The organism is Muricoccus roseus, assembly GCF_900141905.1.
Lineage (GTDB): Bacteria > Pseudomonadota > Alphaproteobacteria > Acetobacterales > Acetobacteraceae > Roseomonas > Roseomonas rosea.
On sequence record NZ_FQZF01000014.1, the window covers coordinates 21,820 to 36,756 of the forward strand.

Annotated in this window: 12 protein-coding genes; 5 read left to right on the forward strand and 7 right to left on the reverse strand. The window is 70.6% G+C overall.

The window, feature by feature from the left end; genetic code table 11:
- Nucleotides 1-18 precede the first annotated feature (18 nt).
- Entirely contained in the window at nt 19-1,707 is a 1,689-nt protein-coding gene (gene ggt, locus BUB97_RS12920) for a gamma-glutamyltransferase (RefSeq protein WP_073135347.1), read from the reverse strand.
- Nucleotides 1,708-1,743: 36 nt separating this feature from the next.
- Between ggt and BUB97_RS12925 the strand changes: the two genes are divergently transcribed.
- Nucleotides 1,744-2,121, forward strand: a complete 378-nt coding sequence (locus tag BUB97_RS12925) for a YraN family protein (RefSeq protein WP_073135349.1) — start codon at nt 1,744-1,746, stop codon at nt 2,119-2,121.
- Between the two features lie 14 nt (nt 2,122-2,135).
- Here BUB97_RS12925 and mepA read toward each other — a convergent pair whose 3' ends face one another.
- The 6 genes from mepA to BUB97_RS12955 form a co-directional block, all read right to left on the reverse strand.
- Nucleotides 2,136-2,978, reverse strand: a complete 843-nt coding sequence (mepA, locus tag BUB97_RS12930; RefSeq protein ID WP_073135351.1) for a penicillin-insensitive murein endopeptidase — start codon at nt 2,976-2,978, stop codon at nt 2,136-2,138.
- A 342-nt stretch (nt 2,979-3,320) separates the two neighbouring features.
- Entirely contained in the window at nt 3,321-3,590 is a 270-nt protein-coding gene (locus BUB97_RS12935) for a hypothetical protein (protein WP_073135352.1), read from the reverse strand.
- A gap of 7 nt (nt 3,591-3,597) precedes the next feature.
- Nucleotides 3,598-4,974, reverse strand: coding sequence for an HlyD family type I secretion periplasmic adaptor subunit (locus tag BUB97_RS12940; protein WP_073135354.1), 1,377 nt, complete (start codon nt 4,972-4,974; stop codon nt 3,598-3,600).
- On the reverse strand, nt 4,971-6,713 hold the full coding sequence (locus tag BUB97_RS12945) for a type I secretion system permease/ATPase (protein WP_073135356.1): 1,743 nt from the start codon (nt 6,711-6,713) through the stop codon (nt 4,971-4,973). Before BUB97_RS12945 ends, BUB97_RS12940 begins: the two co-directional genes overlap by 4 nt.
- A 146-nt stretch (nt 6,714-6,859) precedes the next feature.
- Nucleotides 6,860-7,792 carry a glycosyltransferase gene (locus BUB97_RS12950; protein ID WP_073135359.1) on the reverse strand — a complete coding sequence of 311 codons (933 nt, stop codon included), beginning with the start codon at nt 7,790-7,792 and terminating at the stop codon, nt 6,860-6,862.
- The gene (locus BUB97_RS12955) at nt 7,789-8,238 is read right to left on the reverse strand and encodes a GtrA family protein (protein ID WP_073135361.1); all 450 of its coding nucleotides are present in this window, start codon (nt 8,236-8,238) and stop codon (nt 7,789-7,791) included. The genes BUB97_RS12950 and BUB97_RS12955 overlap by 4 nt, the downstream gene beginning before the upstream one ends.
- Before the next feature lie 108 nt (nt 8,239-8,346).
- Between BUB97_RS12955 and BUB97_RS12960 the strand changes: the two genes are divergently transcribed.
- The 4 genes from BUB97_RS12960 to BUB97_RS12975 all read left to right on the forward strand — a co-directional run bounded on the left by BUB97_RS12960 (nt 8,347) and on the right by BUB97_RS12975 (nt 14,932).
- On the forward strand, nt 8,347-9,960 hold the full coding sequence (locus BUB97_RS12960) for an ABC transporter substrate-binding protein (protein ID WP_073135363.1): 1,614 nt from the start codon (nt 8,347-8,349) through the stop codon (nt 9,958-9,960).
- Nucleotides 9,961-10,036: 76 nt separating this feature from the next.
- On the forward strand, nt 10,037-11,623 hold the full coding sequence (locus BUB97_RS12965; protein ID WP_073135365.1) for an ABC transporter substrate-binding protein: 1,587 nt from the start codon (nt 10,037-10,039) through the stop codon (nt 11,621-11,623).
- 63 nt (nt 11,624-11,686) lie between these two features.
- Nucleotides 11,687-13,225 (forward strand): ABC transporter substrate-binding protein, encoded by a 1,539-nt coding sequence (locus tag BUB97_RS12970; protein ID WP_245818293.1) that lies wholly within the window; start codon nt 11,687-11,689, stop codon nt 13,223-13,225.
- A 117-nt stretch (nt 13,226-13,342) separates the two neighbouring features.
- On the forward strand, nt 13,343-14,932 hold the full coding sequence (locus tag BUB97_RS12975; protein ID WP_073135371.1) for an ABC transporter substrate-binding protein: 1,590 nt from the start codon (nt 13,343-13,345) through the stop codon (nt 14,930-14,932).
- The last annotated feature ends 5 nt before the right edge of the window (nt 14,933-14,937 follow it).

Below are 14,937 nucleotides of genomic sequence, written 5' to 3' on the forward strand. Positions count from 1 at the left end.
CGTGCGGGGGAGTTAGGGTCAGTCACCGACCGCAACACCCTCCCGCCGTGGATCGGCGCCGCCGACCAGCCCGGCGGCCGTGAGCCTGATCGCCTGGAGGCCGGAGACCATCGGCCGGATCTCCACCCGCTGCCCCCGGGCCTGGAGCGCCGCGGCCAGTTCCGCGGCCGAGCTTCCCTCCTCCAGTTCCACGGCCCCGCCGACCGTGCCGACATGCGGCAGGGAGACCGCGTCCTGCGGCGAGAGGTTCCAGTCGAGCATCCCAACCAGGGCCTGGGCCACATAGCCGATGATCCGGGACCCTCCGGGCGAGCCGAGCACGGCCAGGAGCTTGCCCCCGGAATCGAGGACCAGGCTCGGGGACATGGAGGAGCGCGGCCGCTTGCCGCCCTGGACCCGGTTGGCGATGGGCCGGCCCTCGAGGTCCGGCCGGAAGGAGAAATCGGTCAGCTCGTTGTTGAGGATGAAGCCGGCGACCATCAGCCGGGCGCCGAAGGCATCTTCCACCGTTGTCGTCATGGAGACGGCATTGCCGGCGGAATCGACGACCGAGACATGGCTTGTGCCGTTCTCCACGGCCTCCGGCATGGGCGCGTGGCGCCGTGTCTCGCGCCAGCGTGGATTGCCGGCGCGTGGCTCGGCGATCGCGCGGCCCGGGGCGACGAGTTGGGCGCGCAGGGTTAGGTAGGTCGGGTCGAGAAGGCCACGCACCGGCACCGGGACGAAATCGGAATCGGCCAGGTATTGCGCCCGGTCCGCGAAGGCGAGGCGCCCCGCTTCGGCGAGGAGATGCGCGGCTTGCGGTCCGCGCGGATCGAGGTGCGGCATGTCGAAATGCTCCAGCACCCCGAGGATCTGCCCCACGGCCACGCCGCCGGAGGACGGGGGTGGGAAGCCGCAGATCCGGAAGGCGCGGTAGGGGTAGCAGAGGGGCTGGCGTTCCTTGGCGGAATAGACGGCGAGATCGTCCACCGTCATGAGCCCGCCCTCTCCGTGGCCGCGCACCGCGCTGGCGATGGTCGAGGCAATCCCGCCGCGCAGCAGCGCCGCGGCACCCTCCCTGGCGACCAGGCGGAAGGTCTCGGCCAGTGCGGGATTCTGCAGCCGCTCACCAGCCTGCAACGGACGGTCGCCGCCGCGCAGGAAATACTCGCGCGTGCTCGGGTGCCGCGCGAGGCGCGCCGCATCGGAGGCAATGGCCTCGGCCAGCCGCGCGGAGACAGGGAATCCCTCCTCGGAGAGCTCGATGGCCCGCTGCCAGAGGGAATCCCAGGGCAGCTTGCCGTGGCGGCGATGGGCCATCTCCAGCATGGCCACGGCGCCGGGCACGCCGACGCTGCGGCCGGAGAGGACCGCGTCATAGAAGGGCAGGGGCGTGCCGTCGGGGCGGAGGAAGAGGTCGGGCTGCGCGCCGGCCGGGGCGGCCTCCCGGCCGTCGAAGGCCGTGACCGCGCCGGCAGCGCCATCCCAATGCAGCAGCAGCGCACCGCCGCCGATGCCGCTGGATTGCGGTTCCACGAGGGTCAGCACCGCCTGGATCGCCACGGCGGCGTCCACCGCGCCACCTCCCCGGCGGAGCACCTCCAGCCCTGCCTCCGCCGCGATCGGATGCGCCGCCGCCACCATATGCCGCTGCGCGACGGCAGGCGTCTGGGCGAGGGCGGGCAGGGCACCGAGGAGCAACAGGGCGGCTATGATGAGGCGCATGGCCGACTCCGGTAATTCAGCGGCTATCCTGGCAGCATGGACCCGCAAGCCAAGGAGCAGGCCCGCCGGGCCGCGGAGCGCCTGGGACAGGACGCCGAGGCACGTGCCGCCGCGGCCCTGGAGGCCCGCGGCTGGACGGTGCTCGCCCGGCGCGTCCGCACGCCTTCCGGCGAGCTGGACATCGTGGCGGAACGCGAGGGGCTTCTCGCCTTCGTGGAGGTCAAGGCCCGGGCGAAGCTCGCCGAGGCGGCCTTCTCCCTATCCGCCCGCCAGCAGGCGCGGATCATGGCCGCAGCGGAGGCCTGGCTCGCCGGGAATCCCGGCCATGGCGGGGCGGGGATGCGCTTCGACGTCATCCTCGTCGCACCCGAAGGCCTGCGCCGGGTCGCGGATGCCTTCCGCGCCTGGGGGTAGGGGGCCCCTCCGCCTCAGCGCGCGGAGAGAATAGCGGGGCAGGCCGCCGGAAGCCGGGGCGGCGGACCGGGCGGGGCAGCGGTGCGGGGCGGGTTCCGCGCCTCCGGCGAGAGCCACCAGGCCAGGCCGGCGTCGCAGCCATCCCCGGCAGGGACAGGCGGCTGGTCCCGGCAGTCCGGGCTCCCGGATGGGCAGCGCAGGCGGATGTGCATGTGGCTGTCATGTCCGCGCCAGGGCCGCACGAGCCGCATCCAGGGCTCGCCGGCATGGGTGGCGCACAGGCTGCGCTTGATGCCGTGATTGACGAAGATGCGATCGACCCCGGGCAGTTCGGCGGCCATGCGGATCAGCCGCGCATGCGCGGGGGTGAAGAGGCGGGGATCGGCCTCCGACTGGTCCGGCAGCACCAGCGATTGCTCGGGGAGGGATTCCCGCGCCGAAGCCGACCGAAGCGACTTGGGGGAAAGATCCAGCCAGACATCGACATCGAGCCCTATCTGGTGACTTGCATGGCCAAATGGCAGCGGGCCGCCACGGGGCTGGCCGAGGTCGCCGATCCATAAGTCTGGCAGCCCCGCCCGCCGCGCCCGCCCGGCCAGCTCGCGGATCGTGGCGATGAGCACGGGATGTCCCCAGTTGCGGTTGCGCGAAAGGCGCACCGCCTGCCAACCCGGACCCTCGGGCGGCAGCATCTCCGCCCCCTGGATGCAGCCAAGCGAGGTACCACCAATGCTGCGGGCCGGCCCAACAGCCGGGCCGGGCGCCGCAGCCCACTGGCTGGACGGCTGCGCCGCGGCCGGGCCGGCCAGCAGGACAGTGAGAAGGGCAAGGCGGGAAAGGCGGGAAAGGCTGCGCATGATGCGCCATTCTCCCCCGCCGCCGCCCGTCCCGCCAGGGCTCAGGCTTTCGTCTTTGGGGCATGCCGGGGAGGGCCCTGCCCTCCACCCGCCAAGGGCCTGAGGCCCTTGGAACCCCGTCTGACTGCCGTGGATACCCTGATCGAAGGGGTCTCTGGTGAGCGGGTGCTTTTCCTGCCTTCGCAGTCGCCTCGGGTCCATGACCCGAGGCGCACCGTCAGCCCCGCGATTCCAAACTCGAAAAAGAAGATGATGGTGAGGGGGCCGGGGAGAGGAAGAATTCGTTCTTCCTCTCCCCGGGACAGACAGACACCCCAGAACAAAGGCCCGTCGGCAACCGCGTCAGCCCTGGAAGCGGAAGGCCGCCGGCGGCTCGGCCGGCTCCGGCGCGGCTTGCCCCGGCTGGGTCTCACGCGCCTTCGCCTCCACCTCGCGCAGGAGGCGGGTGAGGGCGCCGGCGACGGCGGGGAGCTGGGTGAGCGGGACGACCAGGAGCCCGGTCGGCACTGGCGTGCCCTTGCCGTCCTGCACGGCCAGCTTCAGGCGGGCGACGCCGTGGCGGACGGTGGCCTCGACGACGCCGTCGGCGAAGAGGGTGGGAAGATCGGCCATCTCGGTCCTATTGCTCGCGGAAGGCGCGGTGGAAGCTGTCGAGCAGCGGCTGGATCATGTAGCGCAGGAAGGAGCGCTCGCCGACCTGGATCTGCGCCTCCACGGGCATGCCGGCGCGGAGCTGCACGCCTTCCAGGCGGTTCAGCTCGCCGTCATCGATGTTTATGCGGACGCGGTAGTATTCGTGCATCGTCCGCTCCTCCGTGGTCACGTCGCCGGCGACCACCGTCACCTCGCCGTTGATGAAGGGGACGAGGCGCTGCTTGAAGGCGGGGAGCCGCACCTCGGCCAGCAGGCCGGGATGCACCATGTCGATATCGGTCGGCGCCACCCGGACCTCGGCGATCAGCTTGTCGCGCGCCGGGACCAGCTCCATCACCGCCTCGCCGGGGCGGACCACGGCGCCGGTGTTGAAGAAGCGGCTGTTCAGCACCGTGCCGTCCTCGGGCGCCAGGATCTCGCGCCGGGCCGAGACGTCGTTGGCCGCGCGCAGCTTCTCCTCCGCGTCGTTCAGCTTCGCCCGGACATCGCGGCTTTCGGTCGAGGCCTCCTGCAGGCGCTGGTCCATCACCTGGCGGATCTGGAACTGCGCCTCCGCCACCTGGGCCCGCGCCCGCTCGATCTGCGCGACGAGGTCGGAGATGGTGCCATTGGCGGCATGGACCTGGCGCTGCAGGGCATAGAGGCGCGGCTGGCGCTCCAGCCCCTGGCGCACCAGCCCCTGCACGTCGCTTTCCTCCCGCTGGAGGAGCTCGAGCTGCCGGCGCTGGCTGGCGATCTGCGCCTCGGCGGAGCTGGCGAGGGCCTGGAACTGCAGGATGCGGGATTCCAGCACCTGGAGCTGGCTGCGCAGGCTCGCCTGACGGGAGGCGAAGAGGACGCGCTGGCCGTCCATCGCCTCGCGCGCCCGGGAGTCGGTGGCGGCGAGGAGGTCGGGGGGGAAGGCGATAGCCTGCGCGCCCGCGATCTCGGCGGCGATCCGGCTGTCCTGGGCGAGAAGGGCCCAGCGCTGGGCGCGGGCGGCCTCGCGGCCGGTGGCTGCCTGCACGTCGTCCAGCCGCAGCAGGGGCTGGCCCGCCTTCACCGCGTCGCCATCACGCACCAGGATCTCGCTGACGATGCCGCCCTCGAGATGGGCGATGGTGCGGCGGCTGCCCTCGGCCTTGATCACGCCCGGCGCGATGGCGGCCTCGCTGAGCGGGACGAGCACCGAGAAGGCCGTGAAGCCGCCGACGAAGGTGAGCAGGGCGGCGAGGCCGAGCGCCACGGCACCGCGGGTGCGCGGGCGCGGCATGTCCAACACCAGCAGCGGACGTTCGCCGGCCGGGGCATAGCCCGCGGGCAGCGCCGGGACGGAGGTGGGGGAGAGGGTGGCGAGGCTCATGCGGCGACCCCGGGAAGGTTCTTGGGCGGCTGGCCCGGAGGATTGGGAAGGTTGGGCGGGATCGGCCGGGCGGAAAGCCGGGCCAGCACCTCGGCGCGAGGGCCAAACAGCTCCGCGGCGCCGTCACGCATCACCAGCACCTTGTCCACGCCGCGGATGAGGGAGGGGCGGTGGCTGACCAGCACGACGGTGGCGCCGATCGCCTTCAGCCCCGCCAGCCCATCGAGGAAGCGGGCCTCGGCATCGCCGTCCAGGCTGCTGTCCGGCTCATCCAGGATGACGAGGCGCGGGTCGCCATAGAGGGCGCGGGCCAGGCCCACCATCTGGCGCTGCCCGCCGGAAAGGGCGCCCTCCGCCACCTCGGTCTCGTAGCCCTGGGGCAGGCGGAGGATGGCCTCGTGGCAGCCGGCGAGCTGGGCGGCGCGGTGCACCGCCTCGGGCGCGGGCTCGGGCTGGAGCCGTGCGATGTTGCGGAACACCGTGCCCTCGAACAGCTCCACGTCCTGGGGCAGGTAGCCGATATGCCGGCCCAGATCCTCGCGCGGCCAGGTGGCGAGGTCGGCGCCGTCGAGACGCGCGTTGCCGCTAACGGGGGCGAGGGTACCCACCAGCAGGCGCAGAAGGGTCGTCTTGCCGGAGCCCGAGGGACCGATCACCCCCAGGCTCTCCCCCGGCTCCAGCGCGAAGCTGACGCCCTTGATCACGGCGGCGGCCTGCCCGGGCGGCGCCCAGCTCAGGCGCTCGGCCGTCAGGCGGCCCTTGGGGATGGGCAGGGGCTCGGCCTCCGGCCGCAGCCGGGGCTGGGCGAGGAAGGCGAGCAGGCGGCGATAGGCCTGACGCACCTGCACCAGCCCCTTCCAGCCGCCGATCAGCTGCTCCACCGGCGCCAGGGCACGGCCCATGATGATGGAGCCCGCGATCGCCGCGCCGGAGGTCATCTCCTGGCGCAGGGTGAGCCAGGCGCCGACGCCGAGCACCGCGATCTGCACGGCCAGGCGCACGAACTTGGTCAGGGCGGAGAGGATGGCGGCGCGGTCGGCCGCCTTCTGCTGGAGCGGGGCCGCCTCGGCCACGCCGTCACGCCAGAGGCGGAGCAGGGCAGGGACCATGCCCATGGCATCGGCCGCCTCCGCATTGCGCGAAATGGCGTCGGCCCGCTTCTGGGTGGAAATGGCGGCGAGGTTGGCCCGGCGGAGCGGCGCGGCCGTCGCCAGCTCGCTGGCCAGGGCCAGGCCGAAGAGGATCACGGCACCGCCGGTGGCGATCAGGAAGAGGAGCGGGTTCAGCAGGTAGATGACGAAGAGGTAAACCGGCACCCAGGGCACGTCATAGAGGGCGAGGGCGCCCGGGCCCGAGAGCCAGGCGCGGCAGGTTCCGAGGTCGCGCAGCACCTCCATCCGGTAGGGGCGGTTGCGGAGCGTGGCCTCCAGCGCGCGCGCGAAGCCCTCCGGCGCCACGCGCCCCTCCACCCAGATGGCGATGCGCTGCATGACCTGGGAGCGCACGCCGTCCAGCAGCGCCAGGAGCCCGATGGCCGAGATCGCGACCACGGTCAGCCAGAGCAGCGTGTCCAGGCTCCGGGTGGCGAGCACCCGATCGAAGACCTGCATCATGTAAAGCGAAACGGTCAGCTGCAGCAGGTTCACGACCAGGCTGAACAGGCCCACGGCACCGAACTGGGTGCGGCAGGTGGCCAGGGCCGTTTGCAACGCGTTCAGCCGTGGCGGAGACAAGGCCATCGGATCAACTCCCCGGGCGCCCCCCGGCCACGCCCTTCGTAGCCCGCCGCCCTCGGCGCCTCCGTTAGCACAGCTTCGCGAGCGGTCTATGAATTATCGGGTATAAATCGATCCGTCGCCGATCCCGCGGCGGCCCCCGGCACAGCTCAGGGGCGAGAGCCGGGGGCGGGCTGGGCGAGGTAGGCGATGCGCTTCGCCTCGATCCGCCCACGGGTGACGGTGTCGAGAATCAACCCGCAGGCGAGTGCGAGGAAGGAGAGCATCATCATCATCGCGGAAGCGACGAAAGTCGGGAGGCGGGGCACCAGCCCGCTCTGCAGGTACGTTTCCAGCACCGGCGCGAAGAGCCCGGCCGCGATGAGGAACAGGGCCAGCGCGACCAGCCCGAAGAACAGGCGCGGCCGCTCGCGCTGCACCAGGGCAAGGATCATCCGCAGGATCCGGAAGCCGTCGTGATAGGTGCGGAGCTTCGATTCCGAACCGGCCGGGCGCTCGCTATAGGCGGTGCGCAGCTCGCCCACGGGCATCCGCAGCTCCAGCGCGTGGACGGTGAACTCGGTTTCGGTCTCGAACCCCTTCGCCAGGGCTGGGAAAGACTTCACGAAGCGCCGGGAGAAGCAGCGATAGCCCGAGAGCATGTCCGTGACGCGGTTGCCGAAGACGTGCCGCACCACGCCGGTCAGCAGCTGGTTGCCCAGCCGGTGCCCGGGGCGGTAGGCGCCCTGGGCATCGGTCACGCGCACGCCCGTGACCATGTCCAGCCGCTCCTCCATGAGGGCCCGGAGCATCGCCGGGGCGTCCGTGGAGTCATAGGTGCCGTCGCCGTCAACCAGGAGATAGGCGTCCGCCTCCACATCCGCGAACATGCGGCGCACGACATTGCCCTTGCCCTGCTGCGGCTCGGAGCGGACCACTGCGCCGGCCGCGGCGGCGGCCTCGCGTGTCCGGTCGGTCGAGTTGTTGTCGTAGACGTAAATGGCGGCATCCGGCAGGGCGGCCCGGAAGCCGGCGACGACCCCGCCGATCGCCACCTCCTCGTTATGGCAGGGGATCAGGACGGCGACCTTGGGATAGCTCATCGGTTCTGGAACACATATCGGCGGGAGAGGAGGAAATTGCCGCCCATGCCGGCCAGGGCGCCCGCCGCGACCCCCAGCACGGGATGGGCCGCGGCCAGGGGAAGGTTGCCGACGAGCAGGGCATAGGCGCCATAGTTCATCGCGAATCCCACGAGGTTGACCAGCAGGAACAGGGCCCATTGCCGGCCCATGGCCGCCCGCCCCCGGGGCCCCGCCGCCGCGCGGAAGGTCCAGGCCCGGTTCATCGCCCAGGTGGCGGTGGCCGCCGCGAGATAGGAAAGCACCCGCCCGCCATAGAGGCCCGCGCCCAGGCCAAGGGCGGCGTAGAGCACGGCCGTATCCACCGCGAATCCGGCCGCACCGACCACCCCGAAGCGGAGGAACTCGGCGGCCAGGGCCCGGTGCTGCGGCGGCAGGATCCGGTCCAGCGGGACGGAGGGGAGCATGACCGCCCCTCTAGCGGCTGGGCACGGCTCCGTGAAGGGCGGGGCTTGCGCGGACGGCCCGGCTGCGCTTGCCTCTCCGCCTTCCTCCCCGAAGGATCGAGAGAGCGCATGCCCACGGATCGACGTCGCTTCCTCGCCGGCGGCGCCGGCCTTGCCCTAGCCGGCACCGGCCCCCTCGGCCTCGCAGCTCCCGCCCTGGCACAGCCGGCCGGGGCGCGGGTGCTGAAGTTCATCCCCCAGTCGGACGTGACGGTCACGGACCCGATCATCACGACCGCCTATGTCACGCGCCACCACGGCTACCTGATCTGGGATACGCTGTACGGCTTCGACGAGGACTTCAACCCGCAGCCGCAGATGGCCGAGGGCCACAAGGTCGAGGAGGACGGCAAGCGCGTCACCATCACCCTGCGACAGGGGCTGAAGTGGCATGACGGCGCGGCCGTGACGGCCAAGGACTGCATCGCCTCCATCCGCCGCTGGGCGGCGCGCGACGCGCTGGGCCAGGTGCTGATGGCGCGGACCGACGCGCTGGAGGCGCCGGACGACCGGAGCATCGTCTTCCGCCTGAAGCAGCCCTTCCCCATGCTGTTCTCGGCGCTGGGCAAGCCCAGCACGCCAGTCTGCTTCATGATGCCCGAGCGCATCGCCCAGACCGACCCGAACCAGCCGATCCGCGAGATGATCGGCAGCGGTCCCTTCCGCTGGAAGGCCGACGAGCGGGTGCCGGGGTCCCGTGCGGTGTATGAGCGCTTCGCAGACTACGTGCCGCGGGCCGAGGGGACGGCCAGCTGGACCGCCGGGCCCAAGCGGGTGAACCTGGATCGCATCGAGTGGCACGTCATCCCCGATGCCTCCACCGCCGCCAACGCTCTCGCCAATGGCGAGATGGACTGGTGGGAGCAGCCGACAGCCGACCTGCAGCCGACGCTGCGCCGCAACCGGAACGTGGTGATGGAGATCCCGGACCCGACCGGGCTTTGCGCTATCGCCCGCTTCAACCACCTGCACCCGCCCTTCAACAACCCGGCCATCCGTCGCGCCCTGCTCGGCGCCGTGGTGCAGGGCGACTACATGACCTCCGTCATTGGCACGGACCGCTCCCTCTGGAAGGACGGCAACGGCTTCTTTCCGCCGGGCACGCCGCTGGCCAACGAAGCGGGCATGGAGGCCCTCAACAGCCCGCGCGACATGGAGAAGGTGAAGCGGGACCTCGCCGTCGCCGGCTACAAGGGCGAGAAGGTGGTGCTGATCGCCGCCTCCGACTTCCCCTCGCTCAACGCGCTGGCGCAGGTCGGCAATGACATGCTGACGAAGGCGGGCATGAACGTGGAGTTCGTCTCCACCGACTGGGGCAGCGTGGTGCAGCGCCGCGCGAGCCGGGAGCCGGTGGAGCGGGGCGGCTGGAGCATGTTCTTCACCTTCTGGGCCGGGCTGGACATGATCAACCCCGGCGTCAGCCAGAGCCTGCGCGGCAATGGCCAGCAAGCCTGGTTCGGCTGGCCCACCATGCCGCGCATGGAGGAGCTGCGGAACGCCTGGTTCGACGCGCCGGACCTGGACGCGCAGAAGAAGGTGGCGCAGGAGATTCAGCAGCTCGCCTTCCAGGAGGTGCCCTACCTCCCGCTGGGCCAGTATTTCCAGGCCACCGCCTATCGCCGGAACATCTCGGGCGTGCCTAAGGGCTTCCCGATGTTCTGGAGCGTGCAGAAGACCGCCTGATCATTTCCGGGACGCCGGGCTTGCCCCGGCGTCCCGCATGCTGCTCACATAACGGTAACGTTTGGGAGCAGGACGGATGATTCGACGCCGCCACCTCATGGGGGCCGCGGGCGCTGCGGCGTTCGCGCCCGCCATGCCAGCGCTCGCGCAGCCCGCCGGGCAGCGCGTGCTGAAGATGGTACCCCAGGCCAACCTGACCAGCCTGGACCCGATCTGGACCACCGCAAACATCACCCGCAACCACGGGTACATGGTCTATGACAACCTCTACGGCATGGACTCCCAGTTCCGGCCGCAGCCGCAGCTGGCTGAAGGCCATGTGGTGGAGGATGATGGCAAGCGGGTCATCATCACGCTCCGCCAGGGGCCGAAGTTCCATGACGGCCAGCCCGTGCGCGCGGCCGATGCCGTGCAGAGCCTCAAGCGCTGGATGCGACGCTCGCCCTCCGGCCAGAAGCTGGCGGAATTCGTGGACGAGTTGTCCGCGCTCGACGACCGCCGCCTGCAGTTCCGGCTGAAGCGGCCTTTCCCCTTCCTCCTGCCCGCCCTGGCCCAGGTGAGCAACAGCCCGGCCTTCATCATGCCGGAGCGCATCGCCCAGACCGATGCCTTCCAGCAGGTGCGGGAATCCGTCGGCAGCGGGCCGTTCCGCTTCAAGGCCGACGAGTTCAACTCCGGCAGCCGTGTGGTCTATGAGCGCAACTCGGATTACGTCCCGACGACGGTCGGCTCGCCCAGCCTCACCGCCGGGCCGAAGGTCGTCCATTTCGACCGGGTCGAGTGGCACATCATCACCGATGCCTCGACCTCCGCGGCCGCGCTCCAGGCCGGCGAGATCGACTGGTTCGAGCAGCCCCCGCCCGAGATCCAGCAGCTGATCCGTCGCAACCGCGCGCTTTCGGTCGAAGCGATCGACCCGCTGCCGCTGATCGGTATCCTGCGCTTCAATCACCTGCACGCCCCCTTCAGCGACAAGAAGATGCGCCAGGCCCTGCTGCCCGCCATCGACCAGGCCGATTTCATGCAGGCCATCGTCGGCACCGAGCCGGGCCTGTGGGAGATGGCCGGCGTCTTCACCCCCGGCACGCCGCTGGCGAGCGATGTGGGGATGGAGCCGCTGAAGGGGCCGCGGAGCCTGGACCGCGCGAAGGCGCTGATGCGCGAGGCCGGCTACACCAATCAGCCCATGCGTCTGGTCGGGCCCACCGACATCCTCGCCCCCTCGGCGATGACGCAGGTCTGCGCCGACCTCGTGCGACGGCTCGGCTTCAACGCGGATATCGTTCTGACGGACTGGGGCACCACGGTGCAGCGGCGGACGAGCCGGGAGCCGGTGGACAAGGGCGGCTGGAGCATGATCCTTACCTCCTTCTCGTCCTTCGACTTCGTCGATCCCTCCGCGCATTTCCCGCTGCGCGGCAACGGCACCAATGCCTGGCCGGGCTGGCCCAACATCCCGCAGCTGGAGACGCTGCGCGACGAGTGGTTCGTGGCCCCCAACCCGGCCGACCAGAAGCGCATCGCCGAGCAGATGCAGCGCGTGGCTCTGGACGAGCTGCCCTACATCCCGGTCGGCGCCTACAAATCCCTCACCGGCATCCGGAAGGACCTGAGGGACCGCGTGGCGGGGTTCGCCATGTTCTGGAACATCAAGCGGGCCTGAGGAGAAAGACCGATGCTACGCCGCCGCGACACCTTTACGGGATTGGTTGCGGCGGCTGCCGCAATGCAACTGCCCAGGCCCGGCCTGGCGCAGGGCAGCGCCGCGCGCACCTTGCGCGTGGTGCCCCAGGCCAATCTCACGAGCCTGGATCCGGTCTGGACGACCGCCGTCGTCACCCGCAACCACGCCTATCTTGTCTACGACCAGATCTGCGCCGTCGATTCCACCAACACCCCGCGGCCGCAGATGGCCGAGGGATGGGAGATCGGCCAGGACGGCCGGGAATGGGTCTTCACCCTCCGCAGCGGGCTGAGGTTCCATGACAACGAGGCGGTGCGCGCGCAGGATTGCGTGGCGAGCCTCAAGCGCTGGATGGTGCGCGACGTCTTCGGCCAGGCGCTCGCCGCGCAGACGGACGAGCTCGCGGCGCTGGACGACCGGCGTTTCCGCTTCCGGCTGAAGAAGCCTTTCCCCTTCCTGGCGCTCGCCATCGGCAAGAGCCAGAACCCCTGCTTCGTCATGCCCGAGCGCCTCGCCGTCACCGATCCCTTCCAGCAGGTGCGCGACGCCACGGGCTCCGGCCCCTTCCGTTTCGTGGCGGGGGAGTGGAATCCGGGCCAGACTGCGGTCTGGCAGAAGTTCGACGCCTACCAGCCCCGCCAGGAGGAGCCGAACGGGCTCGCCGGCGGCCGCATGCCGCGGCTCGACCGGATCGTCTGGACCGTGATCAGCGACGCATCCACCGCGGCCTCGGCCATGGTGAATGGGGAGCAGGACTACTGGGAATACCCGCTGCATGACCTGCTGCCGGTACTGCGCCGCTCGCGGGACCTGGTGGTGGAGCAGCGGCTGCTGGAAGGCACTTATGGGGTGCTGCGCTTCAACCATCTCCATCCGCCCTTCAACAACCTGGCGGTGCGTCGCGCGGTGGCCATGGCGGTGGACCAACGCGACTACCTCCGCGCCGTGGCGGGGGATGACCCCAAGGGCTGGGGCACCTGCGAAGGGGTGTTCACCTGCGGCACCAGCCTGGCGAGCGAGCGGGGGAGCGAGATCCTCAAGACCCGGAACCTGGACCGGGCCAAGGCGGCGCTCCGGGAGTCCGGCTATGCGGGCGAGAAGGTGGTGCTCATCGCGCCCAGCGACTACCCGCAGATCAACGCCCTCTCCCTCGTCACCGCCGACCTGATGACGCGGATCGGGCTGAATGTGGAGGTGATCTCGGCCGACTGGGGCACGGTGGTGCAGCGCCGGGCGAGCAAGGAGCCGGTCGAGCGCGGCGGCTGGAGCGTGGTGCACACCACCTCCTCGGGCAGCGATCTCGGCGTGCCCACCATCCATCTCTTCCTGCGCGCGAACGGGCCGAATGCCTGGTTCGGCTGGCCGCAGGACGAGCAGATCGAGACGCTGCGGGCCCAGTGGCTGGACGCGAAGGACGAGGCCGAGAGCACGCGGATCGGCGCCGCCCTCAACGCGCGGGCGATGGAGGTGCTGCCCTATGTGCCGCTGGGCTTCTACTGGCAGCCCAGCGCCTGGCGGCGGAACGTCACGGGGGTGTTCCGCGCGCCGGCCACGGTCTTCTGGAACATCGCCAAGAACTAGGCATGGCACGCGTCGTGCAAGGGCCCGCGCCATGGTGGCGTGGGCCGGGTTTTTCCGGCAGGCTGCGCCGGACAGGGATCGGGGCACGGCGAAGGCCGGCCCGTTTGGGGGCTTGAGATGGATCGTCGTTCCTTCCTGATCGCTGGCACGGGCCTGGCTGCCGCCGGGCTTTCGGCACCGGCCCTGTCGCAGGGGGCCGATGCGCGCACGCTGCGCTTCGTGCCGCAGGCCAATCTCGCCAATTTCGACCCGATCTGGGGCACGCAATATGTCGTCCGCAACGCGGCGGCGATGGTGTGGGACACGCTCTATGGCGTGGACGCCCAGCTTCAGCCGCAGCGCCAGATGGTCGAGAGCGAGGAGGTCTCCTCCGACGGCCTCACCTGGACGTTCCGCCTCCGCTCCGGCCTGAAGTTCCACGATGGCGCCCCGGTCCTCGCCAAGGATGCGGTCGCCAGCCTCAAGCGCTGGGCGGTGCGCGATCCGATGGGTCAGATGATCCTGGCTATCCAGAACGAGCTGGCCGCGGTGGATGACCGGACCTTCCGCTGGTCGCTGAAGGCACCCTATCCCAAGATGCTGCTGGCGCTGGGCAAGAACAACAGCCCTTGCTCCTTCATCATGCCGGAGCGGATCGCCCGCACCGATCCCTTCCAGCAGATCACCGAATATGTCGGTTCCGGCCCCTTCCGCTTCGTGCGCAACGAATGGGTGCCGGGCGCCAAGGCCGTGTTCGAGAAGTTCGCGGACTACCAGCCCCGGAGCGAGCCCGCCTCCTGGCTCGCCGGCGGCAAGCGGGCGATGGTGGAGCGGGTGGAATGGGTGGTGATGCCCGACCCCGCCACCGCCGCCGCCGCCCTGCAGAACGGCGAGGTGGACTGGTGGGAGAACCCGATCAGCGACCTGATGCCGCTGCTCCGCCGCAACCGGAACATCCAGGCCGACGTCGCCGATCCGCTGGGCAACATCGGCACTTTCCGCATGAACCACCTGCACGCGCCCTTCAACGACGTGCGCGCCCGCAAGGCCGTTCTGATGGCGATCGACCAGGCCGACGTGATGCGTGCGCTCGCCGGCGACGACGAGAGCATGTGGAAGCGCCTGCCGAGCTTCTTCACCCCCGGCACGCCGATCTACTCGGAGGAGGGCGGCGACCTGCTCAAGGGCCCTCGCAACTACGATGCCGCCAAGCGGCTGCTGGCCGAGAGCGGCTACAAGGGCGAGCCCGTCGTGATGCTGGTCGCCCAGGACCAGCCGATCACCAAGGCCCAGGGCGACGTGACCGCCGAGGCCATGCGCAAGATCGGCATGAACGTGGACTATGTCGCGACCGACTGGGGCACGGTGGGCAGCCGTCGCGCGATGAAGAACCCGCCCAGCCAGGGCGGCTGGAACATCTTCTTCTCCTGGCATGCGGGCGCGGACTGCATTAACCCGGCCGCGTACACCGCCATCCGCGCCAATGGCGACGGCGCCTGGTTCGGCTGGCCGAAGAGCGACGAGGTGGAGGCCAAGCGCGACGCCTGGTTCGCCGCCACCACCGTCGAGCAGGAAAAGGCCGCCATGGCCGCGCTGAACAAGGCGGCGATGGACCATGTCATCTTTGCCCCGACGGGCTTCTTCTCCTTCTACACCGCCTGGCGCCGCAACGTGTCCGGCATCGTGAAGGGGCCGCTGCCCTTCTTCTGGGGCGTCTCCAAGAGCTAGGGTAT

Coding starts and splice junctions, on each gene's coding strand:
- ggt (WP_073135347.1), bottom strand. CDS start 1,707: ATGCGCCTCATCATAGCCGCCCTGTTGCTCCTCGGTGCCCTGCCCGCC.
- BUB97_RS12925 (WP_073135349.1), top strand. CDS start 1,744: ATGGACCCGCAAGCCAAGGAGCAGGCCCGCCGGGCCGCGGAGCGCCTG.
- mepA (WP_073135351.1), bottom strand. CDS start 2,978: ATGCGCAGCCTTTCCCGCCTTTCCCGCCTTGCCCTTCTCACTGTCCTG.
- BUB97_RS12935 (WP_073135352.1), bottom strand. CDS start 3,590: ATGGCCGATCTTCCCACCCTCTTCGCCGACGGCGTCGTCGAGGCCACC.
- BUB97_RS12940 (WP_073135354.1), bottom strand. CDS start 4,974: ATGAGCCTCGCCACCCTCTCCCCCACCTCCGTCCCGGCGCTGCCCGCG.
- BUB97_RS12945 (WP_073135356.1), bottom strand. CDS start 6,713: ATGGCCTTGTCTCCGCCACGGCTGAACGCGTTGCAAACGGCCCTGGCC.
- BUB97_RS12950 (WP_073135359.1), bottom strand. CDS start 7,792: ATGAGCTATCCCAAGGTCGCCGTCCTGATCCCCTGCCATAACGAGGAG.
- BUB97_RS12955 (WP_073135361.1), bottom strand. CDS start 8,238: ATGCTCCCCTCCGTCCCGCTGGACCGGATCCTGCCGCCGCAGCACCGG.
- BUB97_RS12960 (WP_073135363.1), top strand. CDS start 8,347: ATGCCCACGGATCGACGTCGCTTCCTCGCCGGCGGCGCCGGCCTTGCC.
- BUB97_RS12965 (WP_073135365.1), top strand. CDS start 10,037: ATGATTCGACGCCGCCACCTCATGGGGGCCGCGGGCGCTGCGGCGTTC.
- BUB97_RS12970 (WP_245818293.1), top strand. CDS start 11,687: ATGCAACTGCCCAGGCCCGGCCTGGCGCAGGGCAGCGCCGCGCGCACC.
- BUB97_RS12975 (WP_073135371.1), top strand. CDS start 13,343: ATGGATCGTCGTTCCTTCCTGATCGCTGGCACGGGCCTGGCTGCCGCC.